Source organism: Beutenbergia cavernae DSM 12333 (assembly GCF_000023105.1).
Classification (GTDB): domain Bacteria; phylum Actinomycetota; class Actinomycetes; order Actinomycetales; family Beutenbergiaceae; genus Beutenbergia; species Beutenbergia cavernae.
The window spans coordinates 961,922-976,759 of sequence record NC_012669.1 but is presented as its reverse complement, the minus strand read 5'-3'; the positions used below and the strand labels follow the sequence as shown (position 1 = coordinate 976,759).

General features: G+C 73.1%; 12 protein-coding genes. 7 read left to right on the top strand and 5 right to left on the bottom strand.

What is annotated here, in order from left to right:
* Window positions 1–58: 58 nt before the first annotated feature.
* The 4 genes from BCAV_RS04390 to BCAV_RS04375 all read right to left on the bottom strand — a co-directional run bounded on the left by BCAV_RS04390 (window position 59) and on the right by BCAV_RS04375 (window position 4,639).
* Window positions 59–1,384, bottom strand: coding sequence for an MFS transporter (locus tag BCAV_RS04390; protein ID WP_012725916.1), 1,326 nt, complete (start codon window positions 1,382–1,384; stop codon window positions 59–61).
* Window positions 1,381–1,857 (bottom strand): MarR family transcriptional regulator, encoded by a 477-nt coding sequence (locus BCAV_RS04385; protein WP_012725915.1) that lies wholly within the window; start codon window positions 1,855–1,857, stop codon window positions 1,381–1,383. The genes BCAV_RS04390 and BCAV_RS04385 overlap by 4 nt, the downstream gene beginning before the upstream one ends.
* An 81-nt stretch (window positions 1,858–1,938) precedes the next feature.
* Window positions 1,939–3,591, bottom strand: coding sequence for a thiamine pyrophosphate-binding protein (locus BCAV_RS04380; RefSeq protein WP_012725914.1), 1,653 nt, complete (start codon window positions 3,589–3,591; stop codon window positions 1,939–1,941).
* A 319-nt stretch (window positions 3,592–3,910) separates the two neighbouring features.
* Window positions 3,911–4,639: an IclR family transcriptional regulator gene (locus tag BCAV_RS04375; protein ID WP_012725913.1), complete on the bottom strand. Its 729-nt coding sequence runs from the start codon at window positions 4,637–4,639 to the stop codon at window positions 3,911–3,913.
* A gap of 121 nt (window positions 4,640–4,760) precedes the next feature.
* Here BCAV_RS04375 and BCAV_RS04370 point away from each other — a divergent pair, with 121 nt between their 5' ends.
* The 7 genes from BCAV_RS04370 (at window position 4,761) to BCAV_RS04340 (ending at window position 13,096) form a co-directional block, all read left to right on the top strand.
* Window positions 4,761–5,288 (top strand): flavin reductase family protein, encoded by a 528-nt coding sequence (locus BCAV_RS04370; RefSeq protein ID WP_012725912.1) that lies wholly within the window; start codon window positions 4,761–4,763, stop codon window positions 5,286–5,288.
* 21 nt (window positions 5,289–5,309) lie between these two features.
* Window positions 5,310–6,767: a 4-hydroxyphenylacetate 3-monooxygenase, oxygenase component gene (gene hpaB, locus BCAV_RS04365; protein ID WP_012725911.1), complete on the top strand. Its 1,458-nt coding sequence runs from the start codon at window positions 5,310–5,312 to the stop codon at window positions 6,765–6,767.
* 7 nt (window positions 6,768–6,774) lie between these two features.
* Window positions 6,775–8,295 carry a fumarylacetoacetate hydrolase family protein gene (locus BCAV_RS04360; RefSeq protein ID WP_144016880.1) on the top strand — a complete coding sequence of 507 codons (1,521 nt, stop codon included), beginning with the start codon at window positions 6,775–6,777 and terminating at the stop codon, window positions 8,293–8,295.
* Entirely contained in the window at window positions 8,292–9,251 is a 960-nt protein-coding gene (gene dapA / locus BCAV_RS04355) for a 4-hydroxy-tetrahydrodipicolinate synthase (protein ID WP_012725909.1), read from the top strand. Before BCAV_RS04360 ends, dapA begins: the two co-directional genes overlap by 4 nt.
* Window positions 9,248–10,759: a 5-carboxymethyl-2-hydroxymuconate semialdehyde dehydrogenase gene (hpaE, locus tag BCAV_RS04350; protein ID WP_012725908.1), complete on the top strand. Its 1,512-nt coding sequence runs from the start codon at window positions 9,248–9,250 to the stop codon at window positions 10,757–10,759. The genes dapA and hpaE overlap by 4 nt, the downstream gene beginning before the upstream one ends.
* 42 nt (window positions 10,760–10,801) lie before the next feature.
* Window positions 10,802–11,893, top strand: a complete 1,092-nt coding sequence (gene hpaD / locus BCAV_RS04345; RefSeq protein ID WP_012725907.1) for a 3,4-dihydroxyphenylacetate 2,3-dioxygenase — start codon at window positions 10,802–10,804, stop codon at window positions 11,891–11,893.
* A gap of 399 nt (window positions 11,894–12,292) precedes the next feature.
* Window positions 12,293–13,096 (top strand): hypothetical protein, encoded by an 804-nt coding sequence (locus tag BCAV_RS04340; protein WP_050761627.1) that lies wholly within the window; start codon window positions 12,293–12,295, stop codon window positions 13,094–13,096.
* A 188-nt stretch (window positions 13,097–13,284) separates the two neighbouring features.
* Here BCAV_RS04340 and BCAV_RS04335 read toward each other — a convergent pair whose 3' ends face one another.
* Window positions 13,285–14,838, bottom strand: coding sequence for an NCS2 family permease (locus tag BCAV_RS04335; RefSeq protein ID WP_012725905.1), 1,554 nt, complete (start codon window positions 14,836–14,838; stop codon window positions 13,285–13,287).

The window sequence follows — 14,838 nt, the reverse complement described above, 5'->3', positions numbered from 1 at the left end:
GCGAGCCACGTTAGGAGGTGACGCAGGTCACGGGAATGGGGAGAACTCCCCGACCGGCTCAGGCCGCGCTGGCGCGCTCGCCGGCGTCGTCGAGCTCCAGAGCGTCGCGGGTGGCGAGGCGTTCCTGCGCGGCGCGCGACAGCACGAAACGGCGGCGCGGCTCGGACTCGTACGTCACGCGGACCTTCCATGCGCGCATCGCGTAGGCAGCGGCACCGAGCGCGACGACGATCGCGGCGATCGAGCCGACGCCGATCGACCAGCGGGGCCCCCAGTGCTCCGCGATCCAGCCGACGATGGGCGAGCCGATCGGCGTCGCCCCGAGGAACACCATGAGGTACAGGCTCATCACGCGTCCGCGCACGATCGGGTCCGTGGACATCTGGATCGCCGTGTTCGCGGCCGTGATCATCGTTAGCGTGAAGAAGCCCACCGGGATCGCGGAGATCGCGTAGGTCCAGTACGTCGGCATGAGCGCCATCGCCCCGGACGCGATCCCGAAGCCCAGCGCGGACCCGACCACGAGCCGCACGCGCGGCTGCTTGCGCCGGGCCGCGAGCAGCGCCCCGGTCAGCGACCCGATCGCGAGGATCGAGCCGAGGATGCCGTACTCGCCGGCGCCCATCCCGAACTCGTTGCGCGCCATGACGGCGCTCGTCAGCTGGAAGTTGAGGCCGAACGCGCTGATCACCGAGACCACGGCCATGATCACGAGGATGTCCGAGCGTCGGCGCACGTAGCGCAGGCCCTCCCGGATCTGACCCTTCCCTCGCTTCGCGAGCGGCATCGGCGTGAGCTCCGCCGTCCGCATGCGCGTGAGCACGAATACCGTGAGCGCGAACGTCACCGCGTTGATGACGAACAGCCAGCCCGAGCCGACGACGGCGATGAGCAGGCCCGCGACGCCCGGCCCGACGAGGCGGGCCGCGTTGAACGACGCGCTGTTGAGACCGACGGCGTTCGGCAGGCCGTCCGGCGGCACCATCTCGGCGACGAACGTCTGGCGGACGGGGTTGTCGAGCGCCGTCACGACGCCGAGCAGCAGCGCGAACACGTACACGTGCCACAGCTCGGCGTGGCCGGAGAGGACGAGCACGCCAAGGCCCGCCGCGAGCAGACCCATCGCACCCTGCGTCGCCATGAGCGTCTGACGGCGGGGCAGGCGGTCCGCGAGGACGCCCGCGTACGGGCTCACGAGGAGCACCGGGAGGAACTGCAGCGCCGTCACGATGCCGACGGCGAGACCCGAGTTGTCGCTGAGGTCCGTGAGCACGACCCAGTCCTGCGCGACCCGCTGCATCCAGGTACCGATGTTCGCCACCAGCGCGGCGGCGAACCACAGGCGGTAGTTGTAGTACCTCAGCGAGCTGAACGTGGGACTCACTCGGCGGCGATCCTCCTCAGGATGACGGCGGCGTCGGCGAGCGTGCGGCGCTCGTCGGCGGACAGGGCGGCGATGCGGCGGGCGAGCCACGCATCGCGGCGGCGGCGGGTCGCGACGACGACCTCGCGGCCGGCGTCGGACAGCGAGACGAGCACCTGGCGGCGGTCCTCCGGGTGCTCGCTCCGCGAGACCAGACCCGCGTCGGCGAGCCCGGCGACGGTACGGGTCATCGACGGCGGCTGGACCTGCTCGCGTTCGGCCAGCTCGGACGGGGTCATCGGACCCTGCGTCTTGAGGTCGGCGAGCACGCAGTACTGCGCCTCGGTGAGCCGCCCGCTCCGCTCGGCCCGCAGCCGCCGCGAGACGCGAAGGATCCCCATCCGCAGCTGCGAGGCCAGGTCGGCCTGCGTCGCGGGGCGCTTGGGCGCGTCAGGGGTGTCCGGACGGGCCGGCGCGGTGGAGGTGCGTGTCACGAGCAACCAGTATAAGTGATTAGTTAGCGAAAGTAAAGACCCGGGGGCCTGAGTCGGCGCGCCGATCGGGACCAGGGAGGTCTAGCGCCTGCGCTCGAGCGCGTCGACGATCTCCCGCTGGAACGGCGCCACCACGCTCCGCGAGACGCGGCAGTCGACGAGGTGCACGCCGTCGTCACCGGTGCTCAGCCACGCGGCGAGCGCGTCCAGGTCGGCGAGCGTCCGGACGCTCGTGCCGAGGGCGCCGACCGAGCGGGCGAGCGCCGCGAAGTCGACCTCCGGGATCAGCATCGGCGCGGAGTCCAGCCCGCGCGGGCCGTAGACGTGCGCCTCCGCCCCGTACGCGGCGTCGTTCCACACGACGACGACGCCGCGGCGCACGGTCCGGACGGCGCTCTCGAGGTCGGCCAGCGCCATGAGGGCTCCCCCGTCCCCGGTGGTGAGGACCACCGTCGCGTCCGGTCGCCCGACGCCGGCGCCGACGGCGCTCGGCAGGCCCATCCCGATGGACTGGAACGCCGTCCCGACCATGACCATCCGGTCCGGCGACGTCACCGGCCAGTACGTGTTCGCCCACCCGATGAAGTGCCCGCCGTCGGAGACGACCACGCGGTCGACCGGAAGGATCTCCGCCAGCCGGCTCGCGACGCTCCGCGGGTCGAGACGCCCGTCCGCGCACACGCCGACGCCCGCCTCACGCTCGAGCAGCGCGCCGTCGGCCAGGTCGCCCTCGGACTCGCGCCAGCCGCTCGGCGCGACCTCGCGCCGGGCGAGGGCGGCGGCGAGCGCGCCGGCGACGAGTCGGGCGTCACCCTGAACCAGAAGGGAGTCCTCGGGTCCGGTGCCGGGGTCGACCGGCCGGTCGTCGACGCGGACGACCCGCGCGTCGGGTGCGAGGAGCTCGCCGAACCTGGTCGTGAACTGGTTGAGCCCGGCCCCCACCACGAGAGCGACGTCGGCCTGGCGGACGAGCTCCATCGCGCGCGGCGCGCCGAACCCGCCGACGACGCCGACGTCGTACTTCTCCTCCGGCAGCACACCGCGGCCGAGCGCGGTGCTGCCGGTGACGGCGCCCAGCGCCTCCGCGAGCCGGCCGAGCTCCTCGCCCGCGCCGGCGAGCCAGGCGCCGCGGCCGACCAGCACGAACGGCCGACGCGCCGAGGCGAGGAGCTCGGCGGCAGCCTCGATCTGGGCTCCGTCGGCAGCCTGCGGCTCGATGCGCCCCAGCTCGGGCAGCACGGGGAGCGGGCCGGCGTCGACGGCGACGAGATCGGCCGGGATCGCCAGGACGACGGCGGTGCGCGCCTCGAGCGCGTGGCTGACCGCGGCGAGGGTCACCCCTGCCGCGCCGTGCCGGCGGACCCGGTAGGTCCGCGCGCCGACCGCCGCCGCGAGCGCCTCCTGGTCGACGTCCCAGGGTCGCGGCCCGGCGTCGGGGGCGTCGCCGACGGCGAGCACGAGCGGCGTGTGCGCCTGCACCGCCTCGGCGAGCGCCGTCAGCGTGTTGGTGAAGCCCGCGCCGAACGTCGCCGTCGCGAGGGCGAGGCGGCCGGTGGTCCTGGCGTACGCGTCGGCGGCGACGACGGCCCCGGCCTCGTGCCGGAGCGCCGTGTACCGCACGCCGCAGCCGGCGAGGGCGTCGATGAGGTGGGCGTTCCCGTGGCCCATCACGCCGAACGCCTCGGTGACGTGGGCGGCGAGAGCGTGGGCGACGTGGGCGGAGACGGACGGCATGGCGCTGACCTCGAGACATGGACGGTGCGAGGAGCTTCCGTATGTGTCTCGCGTGGTGCGGCAGCGAGTCGTGCTGACGTGCACGTGGGCTGCGTCGCCCGCTCAGTGCCCCTTTTTCGAGCACCGGGCGCCATGGTCGGCGCCGGACACGTCCCACTCTAGCCACCTCGGTGTGACCGGCGTCACGGCGAGCGCCGTCCGGGCTCGTGCAGCTCTCACCCATGTGTGGCCCGACCGTGCGCTTGGTCCCCCGAAAACGCTCCCTCGCGGGACCAACCACACGGTCGCCACCCGAGGTGGCCGCGGAGCCGGAGCGGCCTCAGCGCAGCTCGGCCGCGATGGCCCGTGCGGCGGAGCCGAGCCGCGCCCCGATCGCGGCGACGTCCTCGCCGCCCGCGACGTACACGACCGCCAGCGAGGCGCGCTGGTCGGGCACGTCCAGCGGGACGGCCACCGAGCTCAGGCCCGGGATGACCTCGCCCTGACTGTGCGCGTACCCGCGGTCGTGCACGTCGGCGACCTCCGGCCGCAGCGGCGCGCCCCCAGTGCCGTCGAGCAGGGCCTGGATCGCGATCCCCGGAGCGCCGAGCGCGAGCGGGTGACGGGTCCCGGGGCGCCGGGCGACGGCCGCGGCCGCGTGGCGCGGCTCCACGCTGACGAGCGTCACGACCTCGTCGTGGTCGAGGACGGTGACGAACGCGGTCATGCCGAGCTCGTTGGCGACGGCGGTCAGCTCCGGCAGCGCCGCCGACTGGAGGCCGCGCGCGACACCCCGCGCCAACGCCGCCATGCGGGGACCGAGCGCGACGGCGCCGCCGCTGTCGCGGACGACGAGCCCGTGGTCCTCCAGCGTGCGCAGGATCCGGTACGCGATCGAGCGGTGGACGCCGAGCGCCGTCGCGATCTCCGCGATCGTGAGCGGTCGGGCGGCGTCGGCGAGCACCTCGAGGGTCCGGATGCCGCGCGAGAGCGTCTGGGACCGGCTCGAGGCGTCGGGGCGAGGCGCGGCGCTCAGCCCGGGACCGCCTGCAGGCACGGGATCGGACACGTTGACAGCCTCCCAGACCAGGCGTAGGTTCGATTAACGAACGCAATGTTCGATTATCGCACATCGTCAGACGACGACGGCGAGTCGGCAGTGTCCACGCAACGTTGCGAGGGAGACGCGGATGAGGGACCGGGAGCCCGGCTTCACGCCGTCGTCCGCGCTCTACCGCCCGCCGGACCACTTCTTCCGGGGCGGGCTGGCCCGCTTCGCGACCGGCGTCGCCGTCGTCACGGTCGACGCCCCGGCCAAGCGGCACGGCCTCACGGTGAACTCGTTCACGTCCGTGTCCATGGATCCCCCGCTGGTCCTCGTCTCGCTCCAGCGCACGGTCGCCGCGCACGAACTGCTCCGCGGGCGCCCGTTCACCGTCAACGTGCTCGGCGCCGAGCAGGCAGACCTCGCGATGCACTTCGCCGGGAAGCCGTGTGCCGAGCCGCGCTGGATCGAGGGTGAACGCGCGCCGCGCCTCGCCGGCGTCCTCAGCTGGTTCGAGTGCACACCGTGGGCGGAGCACCCCGCGGGCGACCACACCCTGTTCCTCGGCGAGGTCCAGGAGTTCGACTACCGCTCGGGCGACGCCCTCGGCTTCGTCAACGGGCAGTTCACCACCGTGACCGAGTACGTCCCCGGTCACGAGTCGCTGCTGTAGAGCCAGGAGAGAGGGAGCACCATGGGAGCCCGCACGGGAGCGCAGTACCTCGAGTCGTTGAACGCCATGACGCCGGAGATCTACGTGGCCGGCGAGAAGGTGACCTCCGGCGTCGCCGACCACCCGATGTTCGCGAACAACGCCCGCACGTACGCGCGGCTGTTCGACATGCAGCACGACCCCGAGCTCGCCGACATCCTCACCTATCCCTCCCCCACCAGCGGCGACGCCGTCGGGACGTCCTTCCTCGTGCCGCGCAGCCAGGACGACCTCGCCCGCCGCCGGCGCGCGATGAGCACCTGGGCCGACTACTCCGGCGGCTTCCTCGGCCGCACCGGCGACTACATGAACAGCGCGCTGACGGCGCTCGGAGCATCGCGGGAGTTCTTCGGCGAGGCGGGCGGCGAGTTCGCCGACCGGATCGCGGCGTACTACGAGATGGCACGCGAGAACGACCTCCTCGCCACGCACACCCTCATCCCGCCGCAGGTCAACCGCTCGGTGTCGGGCAGCGAGCAGGGCGGCGGGCAGCTGTCCGCGCGAGTGGTCGAGGAGAACTCCCAGGGCATCGTCATCCGCGGCGCACGGATGCTCGCGACGATCGCGCCGATCGCCGACGAGCTGCTCGTGTTCCCGTCGACCGTGCTCCGCGGTACGCCGGAGGACGCCCCGTACTCGTTCGCGTTCGCCATCCAGAACGACGCCCCGGGCCTCAAGTACTACTGCCGCACGCCGATGTACCAGGGCGGCTCGACGTTCGACGAGCCGCTCGCGTCGCGCTTCGACGAGATGGACGCCGTCGTCGTCTTCGACGACGTGCTCGTGCCCCACGAGCGCGTGTTCATGCTCGGTCACCCGGAACTGTGCAACGCGTTCTACACGACGACGGGCGCCGGGGCGCTCATGGCCCACCAGGTCGTGTGCCGCACGCTCGCCAAGACGGAGTTCTACCTCGGCCTCGCGAGCGAGATCGCCGACTCGATCGGCATCACCCAGTTCCAGCACATCCAGGAGGACCTCGCCGAGCTCATCAGCTACGTCGAGATCGAACGAGCGCTGCTGCGGGCGGCGGAGGTCGACGGCGAGCTCAACGCCGAGGGCGTGTTCCTGCCGCGGTGGGACACGCTGAACGCGGCGCGCAACTGGTACCCGCGCAAGGTCAGCCAGCGGCTGCCGGAGATCATCCGCAAGTTCTCGGCGTCGGGCCTCATGGCGCTGCCCAGCGAGGCGGACTTCGCGGGCGACGGTCGTGCCGACCTCGACCAGTACCTGCAGGGTGCTGCGATCGCCGCGGAGGACCGCGCCCGCCTGTTCAAGCTCGCGCTCGACGCGTCGGTCTCCTCCTTCGCCGGCCGCGAGTCTCTGTACGAGTACTTCTTCTTCGGCGACCCCGTGCGGATGGCCGGGGCCATGCTCAAGGGCTACGACCGCGGGCCGGCGCAGGAGCGGGTGCGCGAGCTGATGCACCGCGAGGGCTGAGGTGACCATCCCTCCCGCGCCGGCCGACGACGTCGTCACGTCCCTCGGGCTGTCCCGCCGCCCGGGGAAGGTGGTCTGCGTCCACCTGAACTACCGCTCGCGCGCCGCGCAGCGGGGTAGGACCCCCGAGTTCCCGTCGTACTTCGTCAAGCCGGCGACGTCGTTGGCCGCGTCCGGGGGCGTGGTCGAACGACCGCCGGGGACGGAGCTGCTGGGCTTCGAGGGGGAGATCGCCCTCGTCCTCGGGCGTGACGCGCGCCGCGTCTCGCCCGAGGACGCGTGGGCGTGCGTGGCCGCCGTCACGGCCGCGAACGACCTGGGCCTGTACGACCTGCGCCACGCCGACGCCGGCTCGAACCTGCGCTCCAAGGGCGGCGACGGGTTCACGCCGCTCGGTCCCGCGCTGCTGCGCGCCGACGGCCTCGACCCCGGCGCGCTGCGCGTGCGCACGTGGGTGAACGGCGTGCAGGTCCAGGAGGGCACGACGGCGGAGCTGCTGTTCGGCTTCGACCGCCTCGTCGCCGACCTCTCGCAGCTCCTCACGCTCGAGGCGGGCGACGTGATCCTCACCGGGACGCCCGCCGGCGCCTCCGTCGCCGCGCCGGGTGACGTTGTCGAGGTGGAGGTGGACGCGCCGACGGCTCCCGGCGCGCCGAGCACCGGAAGACTCGTCACGCGGGTGGTCCCGGGGTCCGTGCCCATGGCCCCGTTCGGCGCGCAGCCGCAGGTGGACGACGGCGTCCGGGCGGCCGCGTACGGGACGTCGCCTCCCGGCGCGGTCGCCGCCGCGACCGCGGCGCCTCAGGCGACCCTCGCCGTCGGCGACCCGCTCCCGGAGCTGGCGAGCGACGTCCGCGAGGCCCTCGCCGCCGTCGGGACGGCCACGCTCAGTGCGCAGCTGCGCCGACGCGGGTACGACGACGTGAGCGTCGACGGCGTCGCGCCGCTCGCCGCCGGGATGCGCCTCGTGGGCCGCGCCCGGACGCTGCGGTTCGTGCCGTTCCGACCCGATCTCGCCGCGGAGCGGGGCGCCGGGTTCACCCCGCAGAAGCGGGCCGTGGAGGCGCTGGGGGCCGGCGACGTGCTCGTCGTCGAGGCACGCGGGGAACGCGGCACCGGCACGGTCGGCGACATCCTCGCGCTGCGCGCCCAGGTCCGCGGAGCCGCCGGCGTCGTCACGGACGGCGGCGTACGCGATGCGCACGCGGTCGCCGCCCTCGGCCTGCCGGTCTTCGCCGCCGGGCGGCATCCCGCGCTGCTCGGTCGCCGGCACGTGCCGTGGGACACCGACGTGACCATCGCCTGCGGTGGCGCCGCGGTGCAGCCGGGCGACGTCGTGGTCGGCGACGGCGACGGCGTCGTCGTCATCCCGGCAGCCCTCGCCGAGGAGGTGGCGCGCGACGCCGTCGAGCAGGAGCGGCAGGAGACGTTCATCGCGCGGCAGGTGGCCGACGGCGCGTCGATCGACGGGCTGTACCCGATGGACGCCGCGTGGCGCGCCCGGTACGAGAAGGAGGGGAACCCATGAGGTTCCGCAGCGACCCGCACGCGATCCGCGGCTCGATCGCGCCCCTCGTCACGCCGTTCACCGACGACGGCGCGGTGGACCACACGAGCCTGGCGAACCTCGTCGCGTGGCAGCTCAGCAGCGGGAGCCACGGGATCTCGATCGGCGGCTCGACCGGCGAGCCGAGCGCGCAGAGCGTCGACGAGCGGGCCGCCGCGATCGAGACGGTGGTCGCCGCCGTCGACGATCGGGTGCCCGTCGTGGCGGGGACCGGCAGCACGCGGCTCGACGAGACGATCGAGCTCACGGGCCGCGCGGTCGACGCCGGCATCGACGCGGCGCTCGTCATCACGCCGTACTACGCGCGGCCCACGCAGGAGGCGCTCGTCGTCTGGTACCGGACGGTGGCGGCCGAGTTCCCCGACCTGCCGATCCTCGCGTACAACGTGCCGAGCCGGACCGCCGTCGACCTCGCTCCCGAGACCGTCGCGCGCCTGTACCGCGAGGTGCCGAGCTTCGTGGGGGTCAAGGAGACGACGAAGGACTTCGAGCACTTCTCGCGCGTGCTGCACCTGTGCGGACCCGACGTCGTCGTCTGGTCGGGCATCGAGCTGCTGTGCCTCCCGCTGCTCGCGATCGGCGGCGTCGGCTTCGTGTCCGCCACCTCGAACATCGCGCCGGCGGCGCACACCCACCTGTACGAGGCGTGGGTGGCGGGCGACGTCGAACAGGCGCGACGGATCCACGACGGCCTGCACCCGCTCGTCGACCTGCTGTTCGTCGAGACCAACCCGGCGCCGGCGAAGTGGCTGCTCGCCGAGCGCGGGCTCATCGCCTCGCCTCATGTCCGCCCACCGCTGATCCCGCCGACGCCGGCCGGCGTGGAGCGCATCCGCGCTCTCGCCGAGGAGGGGCGGGAGTGGCTGACCCCTGCCGACCGGTTCCGGGTCGCCGACCTGCGGATGGAGGAACGATGACGACGGTTCCCGACGGAGTGCCTCAGGTGCTGCTGCACCACATCGGCGGCGAGGACGTCCCCAGCGCCGACGGCGCCACGTTCGACGTGCTGGAGCCCGTGGGGAGCGCCGTGTACGTGCGGGCGGCCGCCGGGGGTGCGGCCGACGTCGACCGCGCCGTCGCCGCCGCACGCCGCGCGTTCACGGACGGCGACTGGCCGCACCTGCGCGCCCGCGAGCGAGCGCGGGTGCTCACCCGGGTCGCGGACCTCGTGGAGGCCCAGGGCCCACGGCTCGCCGCGCTCGAGACGTTCGACACCGGGCTGCCGATCCGCCAGGCGCGGGGTCAGGCCGCCCGCGCCGCGGAGAACTTCAGGTTCTTCGCCGACCTGATCGTCGCGCAGCGGGACGACGCGCTGGAGGTGCCGGGCTCCCAGCTCACCTACGTGCACCGGCGGCCGGTCGGCGTCGCCGGCCTCATCACGCCGTGGAACACGCCGTTCATGCTCTCCAGCTGGAAGCTCGCGCCCGCCCTCGCGGCGGGGTGTGCCGTGGTGCTGAAGCCCGCGGAGTTCACGCCGCTGTCCGCGTCGCTGTGGCCGCAGATCCTGGCGGAGGCGGGCGTGCCGGCCGGCGTGTTCAATCTCGTGCACGGACTGGGCGAGGAGGCTGGGGATGCGCTCGTGCGGCACCCGGACGTCCCGCTCCTGTCGTTCACCGGCGAGTCGGCGACCGGTGCGCTCATCGCGGCGAACGCCGCACCGCACCTCAAGGGGCTGTCGATGGAGCTCGGCGGGAAGTCGCCGGCCGTGGTGTTCGCGGACGCCGACCTCGACGCCGCGATCGACTCGACGCTGTTCGGCGTCTTCTCCCTCAACGGCGAACGCTGCACGGCCGGCTCACGGATCCTCGTCGAGCGCCGGGTCTACGACGAGTTCTGCGAGCGGTTCGCGGCGCGCGCGGCGGCGATCGTCGTCGGCGACCCGGCCGACGACGGCACGGAGGTCGGCGCCCTCGTGCACCCGGAGCACACGGCGAAGGTGCTCTCCTACATCGAGATCGGCCGCTCCGAGGGGCGGCTGCTCGCCGGCGGCGGGCGTGCCCCCGGGCTGACCGGCGAGAACTACGTCGCGCCCACCGTGTTCGCGGACGTGCCGCCGACGGCACGGGTCTTCACGGAGGAGATCTTCGGGCCGGTCGTGGTCATCACGCCGTTCGACGACGACGCCGAGGCGCTCGCCTTCGCGAACGCGGTGCGGTACGGCCTGGCCGCCTACGTGTGGACGAACGACCTCGTCCGGGCGCACACGTTCGCCCAACGCGTCGAGGCGGGCATGGTCTGGCTGAACTCGCACAACGTGCGCGACCTGCGGACCCCGTTCGGCGGGATCAAGGCCTCGGGGGTCGGGCACGAGGGCGGCTACACGTCGCTCGACTTCTACACCCACCGCCAGGCCGTGCACGTCTCGCTCGGCGACGTCCACACGCCCCGCTTCGGGGCCGGAGCACACGCGAAGGACGGCTCATGACGTCTCCCTCCGGACCTCGTGGTCCCCGGCGAACGGACACCCATGGCTGAGGCGAGCGCCGTCGTCCTCCCGCCGCCGCCGGACATCGTGCGGTGCGCGTCGGTGGAGCTCGTCGTCACGGATCTCGCCGCGGCGCGCCGGTTCTGGGTGGACGTGCTGGGTCTGGTGGTGACGTCCGAGAGCGACGACGTCATCCACCTCCGCACGTTCGAGGAGTTCATCCACCACAACCTCGTGCTGCGGGAAGGTCCCGTGGCGGCCGCCGCGGCGATCTCCTACCGGGTTCGCGAGCCGGCGGACCTCGATCGCGCCGAGGCGTTCTTCGCCGCGCTCGGCTGCCGGGTGGAGCGTCGGCCGGACGGGTTCGCCGAGGGGTTCGGCGACACGGTGCGCGTCGAGGACCCGCTCGGGTTCCCCCTGGAGCTGTTCCACGACGCCGAGCACGTCGAGCGGCTGGCGTGGGCGTACGACCGCCAGGGGACGGCGCCGCTGGTGCGGCTGGACCACGTGAACCAGGTCGTGCCGCACGTGCCGTCCGGGCGGACCTACCTCGAGGCGCTCGGATTCCGCGTGACGGAGGACATCCAGGACGCCGACGGCGTCACGTACGCGGCGTGGCTGCGCCGCAAGCCGACCGTCCACGACGTCGCGCTCACAGGCGGCGACGGGCCGCGGCTGCACCACGTGGCCTTCGCGACGAGGGAGTCGCACCACGTGACGGCGCTGTGCGACCGGCTCGGGGCGCTGCGCCGCTCGGACTGCATCGAGCGCGGGCCGGGGAGGCACGGGGTGTCGAACGCGTTCTACCTGTACCTGCGCGACCCCGACGGGCACCGGGTCGAGATCTACACCCAGGACTACTGGACCGGGGATCCCGACAACCCCGTCGTCACGTGGGACGTGCACGACAACCAGCGACGCGACTGGTGGGGCAACCCCGTGGTGCCGTCCTGGTACACGGAGGCCTCGCCGGTGCTCGACCTGTCCGGTTCGGTGCGGCCCCTCGTCACCCGCCACGAGGCCGGGGAGATGGACGTGACGATCGGGGCGGACGGGTTCTCCTACACGCGGCCGCCCGGCGGGTCCGGCGACGTCGACGGCGCCGAGGGGTTCAAGCTGGGCACCCAGCTCTAGCGTGGCCGGCCGTGGCCCCTTCCACACGTCGAGCAGGCCATGACTCGCGCACACGGCTGCGACCAGGCGACAACTCGCGCCTGCAGCGCGACGAGCGCGACCCTTGGCCTTGTCGACACCAGCCATCGGACGATCCCGAGGAACGACGCACCGACTGTCCCCAGAACCGCGCTCCTCGCACCCCTCACGTGCTCCTCCACAGGCAGGCTCTCGGGCGGCGCCGGATCGGGTGTGCTGTCGGACATGACGATCCGGCTACCCGTGCCTCAGGACCTGTGCGCCCTGGCCGCGGTCCAGCGAGGGCTCGTGTCAGCCGAGCAGTGCGAACGGGCAGGCGTAGGGGCGGACCGACGGCGGCGGTTGGTCAAGTCCGGAGCGTGGAGTCGCCCGACGCATGGGGTGTTCGACACCGACCCGCAGTCGGCCGCGCGAACAGGGCCGAGGGAGAGGCGGGAGCGCGCGACCTGGGGAGGCCTGCTCGCGTACGGCCCGGACGCGATCGCCGTCGGCTGTAGCGCACTCGCGCTCCTCGGCAACCGAGGGCTCCCGACATCGATCCGCCCCGAGGTCGCTCTGCCCCGCGGCGACAGGCGTCGCCCGCGGGCCGGGATCCTGGTGCGCCAGTACTCGGAGATGGAGACGCGTCCCGTCGGCGGACGACGCGTCGCCTCACCCATCTGGGCGCTGGCACAGGCGATTCCTGGGCTTGGGCGCGACCATGCGGTCGCGGTGCTCGACAGCGCCCTGAACCGACGGCACATCACTGAGCAGGAGCTGCATCAGGTAGCCGAGCTGATGCGAGGGCGCCGGGGAGCGGCAACGGCGAGGACATGGTTCCGGCTCGTCGACGGTCGCGCCGAGTCAGCGCCCGAGACGTTCGCCCGATTGCGCTGCCACGACGCCGGCGTCCTCCCGGATGACCTGCAGGTCGTGGTGCGAGACAGTCAACGCCGTTTCCTCGGGCGTGGCGACCTCGGGTGGTGGGTCGATCGCGACCGCTGGCTCCTGGCCGAGATCGACGGCCGGGAGTTCCACGCCCGGCCCGCCGCTCTGCTCGAGGACCGCCGGCGCCAGAACCGACTCGTCACGCGCGGACGCGCCAACGTGCTGAGGTTCGCGCCCGAGGACACGCTCCCCGGCGGAATCCTCGTGAGCGACGTCCGCGCCGCTCTGGCGGCGCTGCGTGACGACGCGGCCGCGTGACTGCCGTGAGCGGCCGAGCACCAGGCGAGGCGTCGCACTCCGCGCCCGCGAGAAGGCCACCGGTCGCGCACCCGCCCGCGAGCAGGCCACCGGTCGCGCTGACCACGCGTCGGACGCGACCCATCGCCTGGTCGGCGGTGGCGAGCCCGGCTCGCGTACGGAGCCGGCGTCGGCCTCGAGCCGCGGCGCTAGAGCAGCGCGGTGAGCGGCCCCCGCACGAAGTACAGGACGAACGCCGCAGCGGCCACCCACATGAGCGGGTGGATCTCGCGCACCTTGCCCTGCGTCACCCGGACCAGGACGTACGCGATGAAGCCCGCCCCGATCCCGGCGGTGATCGAGTACGTGAACGGCATGACGGCGATCGTGAGGAACGCCGGGATCGCCACCTCGAGGCGCGTCCAGGAGATGCCGGCCACCTGCGACATCATGAGGAACCCGACCAGCACGAGGGCCGGCGTCGCCGCCTCCGACGGCACGAGCTCCACGAGCGGCGCCAGGAACGTCGCCAGCAGGAACGCCACACCCGTCACCACCGAGGCGAGGCCGGTGCGCGCGCCCTCACCCACACCCGCCGCGGACTCCACATAGCTCGTGTTCGACGAGACGCTCCCCGCGCCGCCCGCCACGGCGGCGATCGAGTCCACGACGAGGATCTGGCGGGTCTTCGGCGGGTTGCCGTCGGCGTCCAGCAGCTTCGCCTCGCCGCCGACGGCGACCATCGTCCCCATCGTGTCGAAGAAGTCCGCCAGCAGGAGCGAGAAGACCAGCAGCACGACGGTGAGCAGCCCGATCTTCTCGATCGACCCGAACAGGGAGAACTGGCCGAGCAGCCCGAAGTCCGGCGTCTGCACCGGCGACCCGGACAGCTCCGGGACGTTGAGCATCCAGCCGGTGTCGTTCTCGGCGACGAGGCCGTCGGCGGTCGTGGTCACGGACCGCAGCCCGAGCCCGGCGAACGCCTGGATGACGAGCGCCAGCACCGTCGCCGCGCCGATCGCGATGAGCAGCGCACCGCGCACCTTGCGGACGTACAGCACGATCGAGACCACGAGGCCGACCACGAACACGAGCATCGGCCAGCCGGCGAACGAGCCACCGACCCCGAGGTCGACGGGCGTGCCGAGCGAGAGCGGCGTCCGCACGATCCCGGCGTTCACGAGCCCGACGAACGCGATGAACAGACCGATGCCGACGCCGATCGCCGTCTTGAGCTCCCGGGGCACCGCCCGGAACACGGCCTCCCGGAACCCGGTCAGCACGAGGACCAGGATGATGATGCCCTCGAGCACCACGATCCCCATCGCGTCGGCCCACGTCATCCCGGGCAGCGTCGCGATCGAGAACGTCACGACGACGTTGAGCCCCATCCCCGCTGCGAGCGCCAGCGGGAACTTCGCCACGACCCCCATGAGGATCGACATGAGGCCGGCGATGAGCGCCGTCGTCGCCGCCACGCGCGCGATGGCGAGCTCCGGGTCACCGCCGATGAAGCTGCCGGTGAAGCCGTCGTCCGGCACGGTGCCGAGGATCAACGGGTTCAGCACGATGATGTAGGCCATCGCGAAGAACGTCACCAGCCCGCCGCGGATCTCGCGGCCGAACGTCGACCCCCTCTCCGAGACGAGGAAGTACCGGTCGAGGGCACCGCGTACGCCGGTCTGCTCCGGCGCTCGAGTCGTGGTCACGAGGCCCAAGAGTGGCAGAGCCTGACGCGAGAGCGCCACGAGTGCTCGTAGCAT